This window comes from Burkholderia sp. NRF60-BP8 (assembly GCF_001522585.2).
Lineage (GTDB): Bacteria > Pseudomonadota > Gammaproteobacteria > Burkholderiales > Burkholderiaceae > Burkholderia.
On record NZ_CP013372.1, the window covers coordinates 2,135,282 to 2,152,381 of the forward strand.

The following is a 17,100-nucleotide window of genomic DNA, read 5'->3' on the forward strand; positions in this document are numbered from 1 at the left end:
AGTTACGATTCACGCCTTCCGAAAATGACCTCAGGGCAATTTCCGCGCCGGCTTATTCGCAGGTGCCTTTTGCCAAGCGAGCAATATCCCTGCTTCTCCACAAGCGTTGTTTACTGCGGTCAAATCTGCATCCTCAACGGCCCAGAGCCACATATTGTTTGGAATACTTTTCAAGGAGCCTCGAGATGAATCAGACATAATCCACTCCCTCAATGAAATATCATCGATTCGAATCTCCATGTGATTCTCGTTGAGTACGTTCAAAGGATAAATCATCCTGAGCTTTTCTCGTTCATAACTCGCCGAGCCCGGCACCCTACCGGGAAGTTCTCGCGTGAAAAGTGCCGTATTCTCAAAAGGGAAAATCCTAACCAAATTCACCCCGGTCGAGTATTTATACGCAATCGACGACTTTTCCGCATCGTACACAATGGCATATTTGCAACTCAAGTGCACCACAACGTCCTCAAGAAATTTTTCTATCTCTTTATTTATCTCACCCACCGACCTCTCGATCTGAACATCGACAAATGATAGCCCCCCAAATTCCGGGACATTGCAACCAAACGAAATAGCCGGAACGTCAACTTTTTTTCCGTCATTAAATACCTGAAATGCGGAAACTTCCCCATTCGATATTTTTGACCTCAGATCAGGGAGAGATGTTTCTTGATCGTCAACAGTTCTCTCCCCGCCTCGAACGACGAATTTAAAAAACATCGCCCTGGTTGCCTCCGAGCCTAGTTGACGAAATAGATCTTCAGCCACCTCTAGAGTGGAGATGACCTGAGTCTGACTAGTCCCATAAATTACGATTCCCGTACTCATATCCTCTCAAATCCCTGATATCAAATTATCCAAATCCGCCTTTATCATCTGCGCATCATAAGGATGCTCAAACACGAGTATATCCCCGCGCGCATTTGGTGGAAGATTTTGCATTGCATCATAGTTACGCGTAGTTAGCGTTCGCAACTTTGTCCCCATGTCGGTCCGGGAAGCCATTTCGATCGCATGCACCCTACCATTAACATCTACCGCCATAATGTCGGGGCGTCGCGCTGAAACGGCATTATCAGTAGCAAAATTGTAGGATCGATTCAGATAAATTTCCTTGAATTTCCCACTCATCGCAAGTTTGTTGGCAATCACCTCTGAGAACTGATCGTGCCCCGGTGTTCCGTCCTTCTGCCCCTTGCCGTATATCTTCGTTCCATTGACTTCCCGTTCTGGGCATTGCTGTAACCCGAACGGATCAACCCACTCGCTGGGTTCATGAACGTAGCCCTGGGTCCGGAATCCGCCCGCAAGCCCGAGCGGATCAACGCTCAGATACTGGGCTGAGTCCGGGTCGTAATAGCGATGCAGGTTGTAGTGCAGCCCCAATTCTTCGTCGAACCATTGTCCCGGGAACCGCAGCGTCGCATCGATGGGCGCAACATCGCCATCGTTAGCTGCGCCTCGTATCGGCAACACTTTCCCCCAGAGTGTATGGGAGGCCTTGAAGATTGTCTTGCCGCGTACGTCGAACACCGCCTTCGGCTGGCCAATCTGATCGGTCACGATAGGGTACAGACCATCGTCAGTCTCCTGCGCCAGTGGCGACAAGGTCTCTGGCTCGATATGCCACGTCACCACCTGTCCCGTCGTACCGTCCCGCTGCTCGATCCAGCGCTCAGCCAGCGTCGAACCGTCCCAAACGTACTTCACTGCTTCGCGACCGCCAACTTGCTGCTTCTCGATCCGGCGGTTGAAAGCATCGTATTGGTACAGCCAGACACCTCGTTCAGGTGTCTTGACCTTTACGATCCGGTTAAGGCCGTCCCACGTGTATTGCCATGTCTGCGGCCGAAACCCCGGCTGTTCGACCGTTTTCTCGATTGTGCGGCCACGCGCGTCGTACCGGTAGCGTGCATAGCCGATTCGTTCCGGCAGGCCGCCCCGACCATAATGATGAGCATCCACAGGAGCTTGACGCCCATGCGCAGCAATGTTCATCACCGCGTCATAGCGGAAGTGTTCGGCAGTCTGAAGCAGACTATCCACGGAGACGATCTGGCCGCGTGCGTCACGCCGGTACTTGAGCGTATCGGCGTCAGTGTCGACCCGCTCAAGTTGTCCGGCAGCGTCGTAGTGATAGACGTGCCTCGTCAATTGCTCGAACGCGCGGGCTGGGTCGGTTTGTAAGGCATCGAACGCTGCCGCAGGACCCGCGATTTGTCGGTGAATGCGGCCAAGCATGTCGTAGGTTTGCTGCGCAACGAACTCCCCCGCTTGCCGACCGATCTCGCGTCCCACGCCGTCGCGCCGGATCGTTAGCCCGCTCACCTGGATCAGTGCACCCAACGCATCATATGCATAGACCGTTTCCCGCCGAGGCGTCATCCGCAGGCGTCGCTGACCATTAGCGTCGTAGACGTGCCGCAACAGTTCGCCATGCTGATCCTCACCGATCACGCGTCCGTTCCTGTCGTAAGCAAAGCGCGTCACGTGAGAGCGCTCACCCTGCACCTCCGCCGATGCCAGTCTTCCGACTGCATCGTAACGATAGGCCAGTCGCACGTCACCCGCGTCGACCTCGATGAGCCGGTCGTATGTATCGTACGAATAGCGCCACTGCCCACCGTCCGGCAACGTCTTGCTTATCAGGCGACCGGCAGGATCGCGCTCGTATCGAGTCTCGCGCCCTCCCCAGTCGATCTCGGCCGTGAGACGTCCAGCCGCGTCGTAGCGGTACGTATAGGACTCGCCCAGCGCGTTGATGACCTTCGTCAACCTAGTCGCATGGTCATACTCGAAGCGTGTGGCATGACCAGCGGCATCGATAGACGCCGTCAGCAAATCGAATGGGCCATAGGTTCGCTGGATCATGCGACCGAGCGGATCGATCCATTCGACTGGGAGGCCCTCGCTGTTGTATCGCGTCCGCGACACGGATCCATCAGGGCGCGTAACCGCACTCAGCAGACCGCGTGGATTTGCCGGGCCGTCAGCATAGTCGTAACGCGTCACATGCCCATCGGGCGACGTTTCCTCCAACAGCCGGCCCAGCACGTCAATCTTGCGCCTAAAGCGCGCCCCCGTCGGCAATTCGATGTCGGTCAGCCGCAGCCGGTCATCGTAGTCCAGGCGCGTCTCGCGATCACCTTGAACCACTCGCAGCAGTTCGCCACGGGGCCCATAGCGATAGGTCGTTTTGTTGCCGTCAGGCTCGGTCCGTGCAATCAACCGATACAGATGGTCGTACTCGAGCTTGATCGTGCCGCCGTTCGGCAAGCGCACCCCGGTTAGGCGCTGCTCATCGTCATAATCGAAGTCAACTGTCCTTCCCGAGCTTTCGACGACCGAAGTCAGTTGGCCTCGCTCGTCGTATCGATAGTCCGTCCGTCGACCAAGCGGATCGATCCGAGCCATCAAACGACCAAGTTCCCATTCGGAGCAAGTGCAATGGCCGAGCGGATCAGTTTCGGCCGTTACAAGACCTTCGTCGTTATAGGCGTAGGTCCATTCGCCGTCGACGTCAATCACGCGTGTGCAGCCGGCTTCGTAGATGAATCGGCCCGTGTGATAGCCCTGCCGTGTACCTGTCTCGACTACACGACCAGCGGTGTCGTACCGATATCGAACATCGGTCTGATCTGTATCCCGCCATTGGGTCATCCAGCCGTGTTCGTCGTACGCGTAATAGAACTGCCCAAACTGGAAGCTCGCCACATGGGTAAGCATGCCGTTCTGGTAGTCGTAGCCCACAAGCGTTCTGGAACCACCGTCCGCCTCATGGAGAACGATCCGTTGCAGCTGACGGTCGCGGCCAGGATAGGCAATCTCGAGCCGATAGCCATCGCTATGGACCATGCCGCTCAAACGGCCAGCAGTATCGTAGGAAAGAACGATCGCGTTGCCGTCGAGGTCCTCGATCCGTTCGAGGCGAGACGAGCGCCCGTCGACGAGCGGCGCGAAAATACGCAGTTGCCGAGTGTCACGATCGAAGATGCGCGGTTCGAGTCGGCTTCCGACCAGCCGATAACGCGGCTCACGCAGGTTAATGCCGTTGAGCGCCATATCCGGCGCGTCAAAACCGATCACCAGACCTGCGCCATCGTGGAATCGCACGAAGCGGCCACCATCGAACGCCAATCGCTGCGACCAGTTGTCCGACCAGCGGTGACCGAGCAATCCATGATCGTCCGATCGAGTCCGATAGCGTCGTTTGAACTCAAGAGGCAGGATTCCAGGAATGGTCAGATCCGTGCGGATCTCCAGCATTTCTCCGGATACCGGATCAACCGGGTCCTTGCACTTCGGTCGATTCTCGTCCTTGATACCCCTCTGCTCTGCCGACCGGGTGGGCTCGGGCCGGAATTTTTCGCGCACCGCCCGCAGCCCCTTGCCGCCAACTTTTCCAACTCCGCCGCCTACAATCCCGCCGATCAAACCCGCCAGGAATTCCTGCGTCGCGGACAGCTCCGGGTTCTTCGGGCCATAATTTCCGGTCGTCTTGTCGATCCAGATGCTGTTGCGCCCCGAATTGACTTTACCGCTACAGTGGGTCTCGTGGCCGATCCGCACCAGCGGCAGCCCGTTGACGAACACGGTTTTGCTGCCGTCGACGAGCGCCTGCGGTGCGCTCGAATGGTGATCACACTTCACCAGATCCGTGACACGCGCGACCTTTTTGCCCTCGAAGTACACATTGTCCGATCCAGTCTTGATCTCCCCACAGTTGCTGCCCATGCTCTGACTGGCCGACGCAAGCGCACCACCAAGCGTCAGGCCGCCCGCCAGGCACGCCCCGACGATCAACCCGCCGACGAGTCCGCCAGTCGCCACAGTAGCCGCCACCGCAACACCGATCGCCACCCCGACGGCAATGCCGGTGAGGATTCCCATAAACCCCGACGAATGCGCGATGCGATCGCCTACGCAGGCGGGATGCGGATCGCCGTGGCCGATCGTCAGGCCCAGTGCATCGCCGACCCGCGTGAATTGCCCGGAGAGCCATCCAGTGAAACCAACCTTGTCGAGTGCCCAGGCGCCACCGACTGCAATCGCGAGCGGGAGCATGACAGTGCCCGCCGCGACCGCGCCCGCACCCAGTGCCGCCCCGCCGGTCGCGCCACCAGCCAGCGCTGTACCGGCCGCACTCAGCCCGGCGGCCGTCCCCTCAACGGCGGTCAGGCCCGCATCGGCGCCAAGCATCCCGTAGTTGAGGTGCTCGTAAAACGGCTGCTCGGCCGCTTTCGCGGCTTCACCGTCCTCCAACCTGGCGATCTGATCGAGACGTTCCTGTGGGCTGCCGCTCGGCTCGTCGTAATTCGGCGTGTCCGACATTGCAGCCTCAGATCGGATCGCGCAACTGAAGGCTCTGAATCACCGCCCGGATTTGTTCGCGCTGTGTGTCACTCAGCGTGCCGGGCGCAGTAAAGGTGAGCATCAGGACAACCTGCCCGTATTCCACCATCGTCAGCCGCTGGTGAATGGGCGCCTGGTTGTTCGTCCACGTAAACTCGTGCACATGCGCGGCGCGCCCGGATACGGTGGCGTCTTCATTTGCCACCTCGGCATAGTCTGGAACCTGCTTCGCCACCTTCCGGATTTCGCTTGACACATATTCGGCGAACTTCATGCCCCACGGCAGTCGCTCGCGCGTGATCACGAAACTCACGCCTTCCGTGCCAGTCGCTGCCGACACAAATACGTTCATCGTTTTGTCCTGCCACTCCACGGGCAGCGCCAACGTGCCTTCCTGCATCTGGTACATGCTTTGTTATCCTTATTGGTGTTAGCCGTTCTTCGGATTGATGTCGGTTCGAGCAGCCTGGATATTGATGTTGCTGTCGTCCAGGTGGATCACCGACTCGCCCTTGTAGATATCGATCGAGTCCGCCGTCATGTGGATACGCGTGCCGCCGTCGCCGCCGATCTTGATCCAGAGTTCCTTGGCTTCCAGTGTGTGCACACCCTGCGGAGTCTGATGCAGCGTATTACCTTGCACGACAACGTCCGACAGGTTGCCAACCGCGACAGCCGTCGTATGGTTGCCCTTGCCGACCTCGACGGTCCGGTCGCCTTTGAGAACTTGAGTCCATTGCGCGTCCTCGACAACGGTATGCATGTCTTTCTGCGCATGCATGTAGAACATCTGTGCACCATTGACGTCGCTCATCAGCAACTCGTTCGACCCCTGCCCCTTGTGCGTCTGGCTCTTGATCCCCATCGTCTGGCCGGCCGCGCCGTGATACGGGTTGCCCTGCTCGCCGTTGAACACGCGGCCGACGATCACCGGGTTATCCGGATCGCCCTGATTGAACGCCACCAGCACTTCCTGCTTGATCCGCGGAATCGCGGCCGCGCCCCAGCCGTCGCCCGCCCACGGTTGCGACACGCGCACCCACATCGAATCGGAGCCGTCCTTCTTGCCGCGCCGGTCCCACGGGAAATGCACCTTCACCGCGCTGCCGTTCGTATAGATTTCCTCGCCCTTCGGCCCGACGACGATCGCCGACTGCGTGCCGTGAATCACCGGCTTCGGCGTCGCGCGCGGCGCGCGGTACGGGATCTTCTTCGGCAGCAGCGAGAAGCTGTTGCGGTACGGCAGCTTCGCACTGTGCTGCGTATAGTCGTTCACGGCCTCGTGACGCACGTGCAGAATCACGTACTCCTGGTTGTTTTCGAGGACGGGGTGGTTCGCGACGGTCACGGTGCCCGCCGTCGTCATGCGCCACGCATAACCGCCGCCGGTATAACGATGGGCTTGCGCCTCCTCGGCCTCCATCGCGTAACGCGCGTAGCGGTTGCCGTCGTCGCCGTGGTCGTACAGCGACTGGTGCTCGAACCGCTCGGTCGCATCGAGCCGCGCATGCTTGAGGTTTTGCGGCCCGGCCTCCACCAGCATCAGCGGCGACGACGGATTCTGGTAATTGAAGTCGCGGAACGTGACCTTGCCGACGCCGAAACGCCGGCCTTCGTGCAACTGGTCGATGCCGCCGCCTTCGCTGGCCTCGGTCGCGGCGAACGGCACGGTGGCGAGCCCCTCGATCGGGCGGAACAGCAGGTTCGTGTCGCCGATCACGAGAAAGTGCTTGTCCTTCTCGTAGCGGTGCGTCCACACGAGCCCCTCCTGCTCCATCAGCCGCGCGCAGAAGTTGTAGTAGCTCTCCTGGTACATCACGACGTACTCGAGCGGCTTCTGGCTCGTCCGGATGTCGAACACGAAATCGGAAAAACCGTGTTCCTGGAAGATCTCGGTGAGGATGTCCTGCGCGGTCTTGTTCTGGAAGATCCGGCAGTCGGTCGAGCGTGTCAGGAACCAGAGCCACGGCACGGCCGTCAGGTGGTATTGCGTGACGTTCCCGGGGTTGCCGGCGCGGTCGAACGACGCGACGTAGCCGTCGAAATAGCGGTCGTTGTCGCCGGTGCCCGACGCCACGACGCGTTCGAGCGTCGACAGGCGCGCCTGCTGGTCGAAGCGGATCTTGACCTGCTGGCCGATCAGATCCTCCGGGCGCAGATCGTGGCGATGCGACAGCAGGTCGAGGTGGATTTCCGGCAACCGGTTCACGTGCTCGTCGACGACGGCCGCGCTGACCAGCAGCACATCCGGGCCGAGCGGCGTGTCGAGCGTCACATAGCGGTTGAGCTGGGTCAGGCGTGCCGGGTTGGCAGCGCCGTTGATCGCCTCGGCAATCGCGCCGGGCGTCTTGTCCATCAGCGAGAAGCCGGTCTGCGCGAGTTGCATCGCGCGCTGCACGGTGTCGACGTGCCCGGCCAGGCCGGCGAGCGGCCCGAGGCTGCCGGCCACACTCGACGCCACCGGGCCGGCGAGGCCCCCGAGCGCGCTCAACGAGCCGAGCGCACTGCCGCCCAATCCACTGGGAATACCCCCGTTCGGAGCGAAACTCATTCTTGTTCCTTGCGTGTGATCTCAGGTTCCATGAGCCGGCTCGCCGGCCCGCAGCCCCGATAATGTAGGGTAAAACCCGACTGCTTGAAAGACGTCCGCAAACGTTTTCGTTCGAGCCCTGAAAATCCGAAAAAGAGACCACCGGCTGGGCCCCGGAGGCGGCACGCCGCGCCGACGCAGCGCGACGGCCTGCAATGAAAACCGTGACACTGCATCCTCAGGCGTCTGCGTGACAATGGCAGGAAACAGTTGAAACGAACTGACCGCTCCAGGACATTCCGGCGGCAGTGTTTGAGCAACCATACTAGACAGCCTACTGGTCGGCAGGTGTGCAATCGATATCGCGGCGCACCTTCCTCACCGCGGCGAAACCACGATCGCCGCCCGCCGATTCTGCGCCCGCCCTGCCGGCGTCTTGTTGTCCCCTACCGGATCGCGCTTCCCTTTCCCGACGATCGCGATCCGCTTCGCATCGAGTCCGACGTCGACCAGTTCGACAGCAACGACTTCGGCCCGCCGTCTCGACAACTCCAAATCGTAAGCCGCCTCCCCTTCATCGTCCGAGTATCCATAAACCCGCACCCCGTTGATCCCCGCCGACTGCAACGTCCGACCGATCCGTTCGACGATCCGCCGCACATCCGGCTTGAGGTTGTACCGATCGAAATCGAACAGGATCGGCCCGGTCGAACCGAACTCGAACCCCTGCCCGGTCTCCTGGAACCCGGCCGACTTCAGCGCCGTGACCTGCGTCTGCGTCAGCCCGCGATGAAGCGGCGGCGTCTTGCAGCCCCCCAGCAGCATGCCCAGCAGCAGCGCACTCCCGACGCACATCCGCCCCATGCTCAAAGGAAACGAGTGGTTCATTTCGCATCCCCTTCTATCGCGCCCGCTCTGCAAGCGCTTCTTTTAACCGCCGCTGCGGCCTCGCCCGCAGCGCGAGTCGATCAACGTCACACCGGCCCTGCAACGCTCTCCGCCAACCGCCACGATCCCGGCCGCGCGCGCTTGGCGCGGTACATCGCGATATCCGCCGCCCGCAGCAAGCCGCTCGCGTCCGACGCGTGATCGGGATACAGCGCAATGCCGGCACTCATCATGGTGGCCACCACGCGGCCGTCGGACAGCTCGATCGACGGCGCCATGCCGGACAAAATCTCGTCGGCGATCCGGCCCACGCTACCCGCCTCGGGCACCGACGCCAGCATCACCGCAAATTCGTCGCCGCCCAGGCGCGCGACGAGATCGGCCTCGCGCACCCGCGTGCGCAGCCGCGACGCGATGCCGATCAGCACCGCGTCGCCGGCGTCGTGGCCGAGACAATCGTTGATCTCCTTGAAGCGGTCGCAGTCGAGATAAAGAACGGCGACTCGCTGCCCCGTCAACGTGGCATCGCAAAGCGCAAGCGCGAGGCGCGATTCGAACTGCACGCGATTGGGCAACCCCGTGAGTGCATCGTGCGTCGCCTTGTGCTCGAGCGACGCGTTCTCGTCGCGCAGCGTGTTCTGCCAGTCTTCGAATTCGTCGAGCAGCGCGTTGAAGTCGTCGCCGAGCTGATTGAGTTCGGCGATCGCCGCGGGCTCGACGCGCCGCCCGAACGCACGCTCGCGCCGCACCGCGTGCGCAACGCCAGCCAGCGCGCGCAGCGGCGAAACGATGTTGTGCAGCAAGCGCTTCGAGCTGACGTACGCACCGAACACGCTGAAGGCGAGGCAGCCGAGAATGCCGCCGACGCCGCCGAGCAGGAAGCCGAAGAACTGGTGCCCGCGGCCGCGCACGACGACGTGGCCGACGATGATGCCGTCATGCATCACCGGGGCGGTAACCGGCCCAGGCAGCGCCACGTCGGCGACGGCGCGCTCGAGCCGCACGATCCCGTTTCCGGCCGGCAACTGCCACGTCGCGAACAGCTGTCCCTTGCTGTCGGTGACGACTACCTGCGCGACGTCCTCCTCGCCGGCGATCATCCCGATCGCTTCGTTCGCCGCGATGCGATCGCCGAACACGAGTGCCGCCTCGACCGTATAGCCGAGCGAGCGCGCCAGCAGGTTCAGGTTGTTGCCGGCATAGGCTCGCAACGCGATCACGGCGACGACGATCAACGACACCGCGGCCATCGTCACGGCGACGAACGCGAGACGCAGGTGCGCGCGGCGCAACACGCTTTGCAGCGTCGGGCGCGGCGGGCGCGAAGCGGAAACGGAAGGTGCGGACCGTGTCATGGCGTCACCGGCCGTCGTGCGAGATTGAGGACGTTCGGATGCACGCGCACGCCGCTGCGCGCGACGGCGTCGAGATTGATGTCGAACGACACGCGTTCGCCGTCGACGTTGAGACAGAACATGCCGCCTGCGGTGCACGACGGATCGTGCTCCGAGATCGTCAGGACAGGATGGCCGGCCACTGCTGCCCTCACCCGTGTTTTCTCGTCTTCGCTCAGGGTGCCGAGATAGACGACGTCGCAGACCATGCCGAGCGCGGGATCGTCGAAGCGCACGCGCTGCACGTCGAGCAGCGTCGAGCCTGCCTGCAGCGTGTCGGTCAGACCGCGTGCGTAGTCGGGCCGGCCCGTCACGCACAAATGCAGGCGAACGGGGGTCGTCGGCCAGCGCGTGAAGCTGATGATGCCGAGCACGACCTGACGCACGGCCGTGTCGTGTGACGAAATGGCGGGATCGCGGGAATCGGCGGGGCTCGCGGCGGCGGCGATGCGCACGGTGTCGGGCGTATCGTCGGCATCGGCGGGAACCCCGGCTAGCACGGCGGGAGCAGCACTCAGAACGCAAACGATTGCGAGAAACGCGTGGCGCAGCGAAGCGATTCGGCCAAGGCGGCCGGACGCCGTCCGCGCGGCCATTGCCGCCGCGCCCGTTGGCGCCGCTGCAGTCGCAAAACCGGCAGCGGACGCGCTCACTTTCGCATCCATGACGGGAACATCCGCTGGCGTCGGTCCCGACGCTGCCTACTGCCTCCCTCCATGCGCGTGCAGGTACCGAATTAACGCGCACGATTCCTTCATCTTAGGTAGAAAGTCGCGTGGACAACCAGTGGGATACACCCGGGAGAAATCGTGGGAAGTATGGGGAATTGGGGCTGTTTCGGTGATTTGGGCGAGTGTGGCATCCATCGTTGGTTCAGTGCCAACGCCTCAGGATCGATCAGCGGATTGGATGCGGGGCTGCCTCAAAATTCATATGGTCTTACTTGGTGAGTCAGAACGTTTTCCAGTGCATGGGGCCGCCGTCTGCAACTACCTCCACGGTCGGCTCGACAAACTGCACAGTCGATTGACGAATCACGGCATCGCAATGCTGACGCTCGACTGCAGATAGCCGTTGTCACACGATCTGCCCACGCACCGGACGCGAATGCATTCTCGCGTTCGGTTGCGCGAACAACCGCGATACCTCTGAGCCACCCACCGCCGACAAATCAGCCGACGTCTCCCCTAGCCGCCTCCCCGCCAACTTGAACACCCGCATTCGCGATCACCGGCGTCGCGACAGACCGAGCCGATCTCATTCGCCGGACTGCCGGTCGTCAGCGCGCCGTGCTTCGCATCGGGCGAACTGCCGGTCGGCGTGCAGTTGATCGGTGCGCCCGGCGGCGACGCGGTGTGCTTCGACGCCGCGCGTCGGCTTTCGGCCGCGTGGCGCGACCTGCCCCGCTAGCGACGCGCCCCTTGGTGCCGCGCGCCGCCGCGAGTATGCTTGCAGCTCGAACACTCTCCAACCCGGGCGCGCGCACCGTACCGCGGGCAGGCGCCCCGCCAACCGTCACTCACCATCGATGGATTTCGACGTCATCGTTCTCGGCGCCGGCATCGTCGGCGTCTCCGCCGCGCTGCACCTGCAGGATCGCGGCCGCAAGGTTGCCCTCGTCGATCGCGGCGCGCCCGGCGAAGGCACGAGCTTCGGCAATGCGGGGCTGATCGAGCGCTCGTCGGTCGAACCGTATCCGTTCCCGCGCAGCCCGTTCACGCTGATGCGCTATGCGCTGAACCGCTCGACCGACCTCTACTGGCACAGTGCGTCGCTGCCCGCGTTCGCGCCGTGGCTCGCACGGTTCTGGTGGGAATCGGCGCCGCTGCGCCACGCGGCGGCCTCGCGCGACATGCTGCCGCTGATCGAACGCTGCATCGTCGAACACGACGCGCTGATCGCGCGGGCCGGCGCCGGCGAACTGATCCGCGCGAGCGGCTGGCTGGAGGCGTTCCGCACGCCGGCGGCGTTCGAACGCGGCGTGGCCGAGGCCGGCCTCACCGCGCGCCGCCACGGGCTCGGCATCACGCCGCTCGACGCGGCCGCGCTGCTCGCGCACGAACCGAGCCTCGCACCGGGCTTTTGCGGCGCACTGCACTGGCTCGACCCGAAAAGCGTCGTCGATCCGGCCGCGCTCGTCAAAGCGTATGCGCAACTGTTCGTGCAAGGCGGCGGCACGCTGCTGACCGGCGACGCCGCGAGCCTCGACGCGTTGTCGCCCGGCTGGCAGGTGACGACCGACGACGGCCCGGCGGCCGCGCCGGCCGTCGTCGTCGCGCTCGGCCCGTGGTCCGATACCGTGTTCGGCAAGTTCGGCTACAAGATCCCGTTGCGCGAGAAACGCGGCTATCACATGCACTACGCGCCGTCCGCGCGCGGCGTGCCGTCGGCGCCGATCGTCGATCGCGAATACGGTTACGTGATCGCGCCGATGCGGCGCGGGCTGCGGCTGACGACGGGCGTCGAGATCGCGCGGCGCGGGCTTCCGCCGACGGGCGTGCAGCTCGAGCGCGCGGAACGCGTCGCGCGGCCGGTGTTCGGGTTCGGCGAGCGGCTCGACCCGCAGCCGTGGCTCGGCTTCCGGCCGTGCACGCCCGACATGCGCCCGGTGATCGGCCCCGCGCCCGCGCATCGCGGGCTGTGGTTCGCGTTCGGGCACAACCATCACGGGCTGACGCTCGGCCCCGTCACCGGGCGGCTGCTGGCCGAGATGATGACCGGCGAGGCGCCGTTCACCGATCCGGCGCCGTATCGCGCGGATCGCTTCTGAGCGCGCGATACCGGCCGGCGCGCGGGCCCGAACGGCGCCGCACCCGCCGTCAGCGAAAGCGAAGCTGATTTCGCCCGAGCTGCGCAACGGACGCGCAGCCCATCAGCCGCATGTCCCGTTCGATCTCCGCCCGCATCAGCTGCAACGCGCGCTCGACGCCGGGCTGGCCTGCGGCGGCGAGCGGGAACAGGTAGTAACGCCCGAGGCCGACCGCCTTCGCACCCAGCGCCAGCGCTTTCAGTACGTGCGAACCCCGCTGCACGCCGCCGTCCATCATCACGTCGATCCGGTCGCCCACTGCGTCGACGATCTCGGCAAGCTGATCGAACGCGGCGCGCGAACCGTCCAGTTGCCGGCCGCCGTGGTTCGACAACACGATGCCGGTACAGCCGATGTCCACCGCCCTGTGCGCGTCGTCGACCGACATCACGCCTTTCAGGCAAAACTGTCCGTTCCACTCTCGCACCATCGCGGCGACGTCGTCCCATGACATCGACGGATCGAGCATGTCCGTGAAGTAGCGGCTGATCGACATCGCGCCGCCGCCCATGTCGACATGCCGGTCGAGTTGCGGCAATCGGAACCGCTCGTGGGTCAGATAGTTGAATGCCCAGGCCGGCTTCAACGCGAACTCGGTCAGCCCCGCGAGCGTCAGCCGGAACGGAATCGAGAAGCCCGTGCGCTTGTCGCGCTCGCGATTGCCGCCGGTGATGCTGTCCACGGTCAGCATCATCACGTTCACGCCGGCCTGCCTCGAACGGTTCATCATCTCGCGGTTGAGGCCGCGATCCTTGTGAAAGTAGAACTGGTACACCTGCGGGCCCTGGCTGATCGCACGGGCTTCTTCCAGGCTCACGGTGCCGAGCGACGACACCCCGAACATCGTGTCGAACTTCGCGGCCGCGGCGGCGACCGCGCGCTCGCCGTCATGATGAAACAGGCGTTGCAGCGCCGTCGGCGAACAATAAACCGGCATGCCGAGCTTCTGCCCCATGACCGTCACCGACAGGTCGACATCGCGCACGCCGCGCAACACGTTCGGCACCAGATCGCAACTCTCGAACGCGCTCGTGTTGCGTCGATACGTGGTTTCATCGTCGGCCGCACCGTCGATGTAATTGAAGATCGGTCCCGGCAACCGCCGCCGAGCCAGCTCGCGGAAGTCGTGGAAATTGTGGCAATCGTTCACGCGCATTCGTCACACTCCATTCGGCGCGAGCGGCGTGCCGGTGGGCCGGCGCGCGGCGCTCGCATCGCGGCGTTCGTTCGGTCCCGGCGGCCGGCGTCCTCGTGCGGAACGGAGGCCGCGTCGGCAGCCGGAAGGGGGCGCGTCGCGTCCGCCGCTTCCGAACCTGCAGGGAATCGACGCGCGCACTCAGTCGAGCGCGCGGCCGAAGATGCGGATCACTTCGTCGAGATGCTCGGCCATCGCGCGGCGCGCGGCATCGGGGTCGCGCGCGCGGATCGCGTCGAGGATCGCGCGATGCTCGCGCTCCGACCGGTGCGGCATGTCGTTCGGCATGTACAGCGACTGCAGCCGCTGGAACATCGGATCGTACTTGTGCGCGAGCAACTGCTTGATCATCAGCGCATATGCCGGATTGTCGCTCGCTTCCGCGATGCGGATATGGAAAAGCCGGTCGCCCGGGTGCGTGAGCGAGCCGCTGCGGTTGTCGTCCTGATTGCGCAGGAACGCTTCGTGAATGCCTTCGATCTGCGCGTCCGAGCCGTGCTGCGCGGCCAGCGACGCCGCTTCCGGCTCGATCAGCCGGCGCGCCTGCAGCAGCGCGAACGGCGGGATTTCCGTGTCGAGATCGAGCGCGATGCCGAGCTCCGGATCGATCTCGACGATCGAGAACGGCGCGACCGTTACCGTCGCAGCGGGCGCCGACGCGGGTTCGGGCGCGGCGGCCGCTTCGGGCTGGCGCACCTTCACGCCGTCGCCGACGCGCACGCTGACGAGCCCGTTCACTTCGAGCGCGATCAGCGCCTCGCGCACCGACGTGCGCGACACGCCGAACCGTTCGGCGAGTTCGCGCTCGGGCGGCAGATAGCTGCCCGGCGGGAAATCGCCCGACTCGATCATCGCACTGAGCTTGTCGGCGATCTGCTGGTAGAGGCGGCGGTTCTGAATCGGCTGGATGGACATACGTTGACGCTGGTAATCGGTTTCGTTCCGGACGGCCCGACGAATCGTCGGACCGTTCGCGCCTATTTTATATGCCGCGCTTCACATCGCCCGGCACCGCGTAGCAACGCGCGGCCGTGCCGCCCCACAGCGCGCCGCGTTCGGCCGCCGACAGCCGCGACTCGGCCCAGCGCTCGACCAGCGACGCCACTTCGTCGTACGACGCCGCGAGCAGGCATACGGGCCAGTCCGATCCGAACATCAGCCGCTGCGGGCCGAACGCGTCGAGCGCCGCGTCGAGGCACTGCTCGATGTGCCGGATGTCCTGCGCGCGCAGGCCGCGCCGCCAGTCGGCTTCGGTCACGAGCCCCGACAGCTTGCACGCGACGTGCGGCAGCGCGCCGAGTTCGCGCAGCGACGCGCGCCAGCGCGCGAACGCCGTGTCGTCGCGTTCGAACTCGGCGAGCGCCGGCTTGCCGACGTGGTCGAGCACGAGCCAGTGCGCGTCGTGCCGCGCGCAGAACGCACGCACGTCAGGCAACTGGCGCTCGAACACGAGCACGTCGTACACGTAGCCGTTCGCCTGCAGCCACGCGACGCCGCGATTGAAGCCGGGATCGGCGACGAACGCGCCGACGTCGGCTTCGTCCTGCACCTGATGACGAAAACCGCGCAGCTTCGGACTGCGCCACTCGGCGACACGGTCGGCCAGCGCCGGCGCACCGAGATCCTCCCAGCCGACCACTGCGGCGATGCGCGCATCGTCGCGCGCCAGATCGAGCAGGAACGCCGTCTCGTCGCGCCCGGCGCGCGCCTGCACCGCGATCGACGCGCCGAGCGCCTGCGCATGCATCTGCGGCCACAGCGCGTCGGGCAGGTAGTCGCGTGCGAGCACGCCCATGCCGGGGCCGATCCACGGATAGTCGGCCGCGCGGTAACGCCAGAAGTGCTGATGCGAATCGATACGCACTGCGCCCATGATGCCCTCGTGTTCGATCGTCGCGGCGGCGGCGGCCCCCATCGTCGCCCGCCCATTCGCCACGTTCAGTCGTACAGCACCGCCGCGATCTTCGGATCGTCGATATTGGTCTTGTCGTACCAGTAGAAGCCGGTATCGATGACCTTCGGCAGCTTCTCGCCCTTGATCGCCTTCACGGCCGCCTCGACCGTCTTGTAGCCGATGCCGATCGGGTTCTGCGTGATCGCGCCGGCCATCAGCCCGCTGCGGATCGCGTCCTTCTGCTGCTTGCCGGAATCGTAGCCGACGATCACGACCTTGCGCTTCATCTCGCGCACGCCGTTGACCACGCCGATCGCCGAGCCTTCGTTGGTGCCGAACAGCCCCTTGAGCTTGGGATACGCCTGCAGGATCGACTTCGTCACTTCGGTCGATTTCAGCTGATCGCCTTCGCCGTACTGCACGGTCACGACCTGCACCTTCGGGTGCGCCGACTTCATCCGTTCGAGAAAGCCGTCGCGGCGGTCGATGCCGGTGCGGCTCGTCTGGTCGTGCGCGACCACGGCCACCTGCCCTTCGTCGCCGATCAGCGCGGCGAGCTTGTCGGCGGCGAGCGCGGCAGCCGCCTTGTTGTTGGTCGCGGCCGTCGTCACGGGAATGTCGCTATCCACCCCCGAGTCGAATGCGATCACCGGAATCTTCTCGGCCTGCGCCTTCTTCAGCAGCGGCAGCGCGGCCTTGCTGTCGAGCGCCGCGAAGCCGAGCGCGGCCGGCTTCTTCGCGATCGCGGCCGACAGCATGTCGATCTGCTTGTCGACCATCGCTTCGGTTTCGGGCCCTTCGAACGTCACCTTCACCTTGTAGTCCTTCGCGGCCTGCGTCGCGCCCGATTTCACGGCCTGCCAGAACTGATGCTGAAAGCCCTTCGAGATCAGCGGGATATAGGTTTCCTGTGCCTGCGCGCCGGCCGTGACGCCGACGGCGAACGTCAGTCCGACGATCGCGTTCAACACCTTGCTCCTGATCACTTCGCGTCTCCTTGGTTGGTATCGACTGAAATGCCGGCCCGGCCGGCGGTGA

General features: G+C 63.9%; 12 protein-coding genes and 1 pseudogene. 2 read left to right on the forward strand and 11 right to left on the reverse strand.

Features of this window, described 5'->3' with window-relative positions; all coding sequences use genetic code 11:
* Window positions 1-30: 30 nt before the first annotated feature.
* The 7 genes from WS54_RS33625 to WS54_RS09970 all read right to left on the reverse strand — a co-directional run bounded on the left by WS54_RS33625 (window position 31) and on the right by WS54_RS09970 (window position 10,829).
* Window positions 31-828 (reverse strand): hypothetical protein, encoded by a 798-nt coding sequence (locus tag WS54_RS33625; protein ID WP_159086662.1) that lies wholly within the window; start codon window positions 826-828, stop codon window positions 31-33.
* Between the two features lie 6 nt (window positions 829-834).
* Window positions 835-5,331 carry a DUF6531 domain-containing protein gene (locus tag WS54_RS09945; RefSeq protein WP_059786116.1) on the reverse strand — a complete coding sequence of 1,499 codons (4,497 nt, stop codon included), beginning with the start codon at window positions 5,329-5,331 and terminating at the stop codon, window positions 835-837.
* A gap of 7 nt (window positions 5,332-5,338) precedes the next feature.
* Window positions 5,339-5,761, reverse strand: a complete 423-nt coding sequence (locus WS54_RS09950; RefSeq protein ID WP_006484761.1) for a DcrB-related protein — start codon at window positions 5,759-5,761, stop codon at window positions 5,339-5,341.
* Window positions 5,762-5,782: 21 nt separating this feature from the next.
* The gene (locus WS54_RS09955) at window positions 5,783-7,903 is read right to left on the reverse strand and encodes a type VI secretion system Vgr family protein (RefSeq protein ID WP_059786117.1); all 2,121 of its coding nucleotides are present in this window, start codon (window positions 7,901-7,903) and stop codon (window positions 5,783-5,785) included.
* A gap of 357 nt (window positions 7,904-8,260) precedes the next feature.
* Complete coding sequence (locus tag WS54_RS09960; protein ID WP_034204308.1) at window positions 8,261-8,770, reverse strand: OmpA family protein; 510 nt, start codon at window positions 8,768-8,770, stop codon at window positions 8,261-8,263.
* Between the two features lie 86 nt (window positions 8,771-8,856).
* Window positions 8,857-10,125, reverse strand: a complete 1,269-nt coding sequence (locus tag WS54_RS09965; RefSeq protein ID WP_059786119.1) for a diguanylate cyclase domain-containing protein — start codon at window positions 10,123-10,125, stop codon at window positions 8,857-8,859.
* Window positions 10,122-10,829 (reverse strand): YfiR family protein, encoded by a 708-nt coding sequence (locus WS54_RS09970; RefSeq protein ID WP_034204306.1) that lies wholly within the window; start codon window positions 10,827-10,829, stop codon window positions 10,122-10,124. Before WS54_RS09970 ends, WS54_RS09965 begins: the two co-directional genes overlap by 4 nt.
* 580 nt (window positions 10,830-11,409) lie before the next feature.
* Here WS54_RS09970 and WS54_RS34225 point away from each other — a divergent pair.
* Window positions 11,410-11,574: pseudogene (locus WS54_RS34225) on the forward strand (amidase family protein); the annotation flags it as partial.
* A 118-nt stretch (window positions 11,575-11,692) separates the two neighbouring features.
* Window positions 11,693-12,934, forward strand: a complete 1,242-nt coding sequence (locus WS54_RS09980; protein WP_059786121.1) for an NAD(P)/FAD-dependent oxidoreductase — start codon at window positions 11,693-11,695, stop codon at window positions 12,932-12,934.
* A gap of 49 nt (window positions 12,935-12,983) precedes the next feature.
* Here WS54_RS09980 and WS54_RS09985 read toward each other — a convergent pair whose 3' ends face one another.
* From WS54_RS09985 to WS54_RS10000, 4 genes are all read right to left on the reverse strand, one after another.
* Window positions 12,984-14,129 carry an alpha-hydroxy acid oxidase gene (locus WS54_RS09985; protein ID WP_059786124.1) on the reverse strand — a complete coding sequence of 382 codons (1,146 nt, stop codon included), beginning with the start codon at window positions 14,127-14,129 and terminating at the stop codon, window positions 12,984-12,986.
* A gap of 180 nt (window positions 14,130-14,309) precedes the next feature.
* Window positions 14,310-15,083 (reverse strand): FadR/GntR family transcriptional regulator, encoded by a 774-nt coding sequence (locus WS54_RS09990; RefSeq protein WP_059786127.1) that lies wholly within the window; start codon window positions 15,081-15,083, stop codon window positions 14,310-14,312.
* 67 nt (window positions 15,084-15,150) lie between these two features.
* Window positions 15,151-16,041 carry an amidohydrolase family protein gene (locus WS54_RS09995; protein WP_059786221.1) on the reverse strand — a complete coding sequence of 297 codons (891 nt, stop codon included), beginning with the start codon at window positions 16,039-16,041 and terminating at the stop codon, window positions 15,151-15,153.
* Window positions 16,042-16,106: 65 nt separating this feature from the next.
* Window positions 16,107-17,048: an ABC transporter substrate-binding protein gene (locus WS54_RS10000; protein WP_059502372.1), complete on the reverse strand. Its 942-nt coding sequence runs from the start codon at window positions 17,046-17,048 to the stop codon at window positions 16,107-16,109.
* Window positions 17,049-17,100 lie beyond the last annotated feature (52 nt).

Excerpts from the sequence above, each read along its gene's own strand:
- WS54_RS33625 (WP_159086662.1), bottom strand. The coding sequence starts at position 828 with ATGAGTACGGGAATCGTAATTTATGGGACTAGTCAGACTCAGGTCATC.
- WS54_RS09945 (WP_059786116.1), bottom strand. The coding sequence starts at position 5,331 with ATGTCGGACACGCCGAATTACGACGAGCCGAGCGGCAGCCCACAGGAA.
- WS54_RS09950 (WP_006484761.1), bottom strand. The coding sequence starts at position 5,761 with ATGTACCAGATGCAGGAAGGCACGTTGGCGCTGCCCGTGGAGTGGCAG.
- WS54_RS09955 (WP_059786117.1), bottom strand. The coding sequence starts at position 7,903 with ATGAGTTTCGCTCCGAACGGGGGTATTCCCAGTGGATTGGGCGGCAGT.
- WS54_RS09960 (WP_034204308.1), bottom strand. The coding sequence starts at position 8,770 with ATGAACCACTCGTTTCCTTTGAGCATGGGGCGGATGTGCGTCGGGAGT.
- WS54_RS09965 (WP_059786119.1), bottom strand. The coding sequence starts at position 10,125 with ATGACACGGTCCGCACCTTCCGTTTCCGCTTCGCGCCCGCCGCGCCCG.
- WS54_RS09970 (WP_034204306.1), bottom strand. The coding sequence starts at position 10,829 with ATGGATGCGAAAGTGAGCGCGTCCGCTGCCGGTTTTGCGACTGCAGCG.
- WS54_RS09980 (WP_059786121.1), top strand. The coding sequence starts at position 11,693 with ATGGATTTCGACGTCATCGTTCTCGGCGCCGGCATCGTCGGCGTCTCC.
- WS54_RS09985 (WP_059786124.1), bottom strand. The coding sequence starts at position 14,129 with ATGCGCGTGAACGATTGCCACAATTTCCACGACTTCCGCGAGCTGGCT.
- WS54_RS09990 (WP_059786127.1), bottom strand. The coding sequence starts at position 15,083 with ATGTCCATCCAGCCGATTCAGAACCGCCGCCTCTACCAGCAGATCGCC.
- WS54_RS09995 (WP_059786221.1), bottom strand. The coding sequence starts at position 16,041 with ATGGGCGCAGTGCGTATCGATTCGCATCAGCACTTCTGGCGTTACCGC.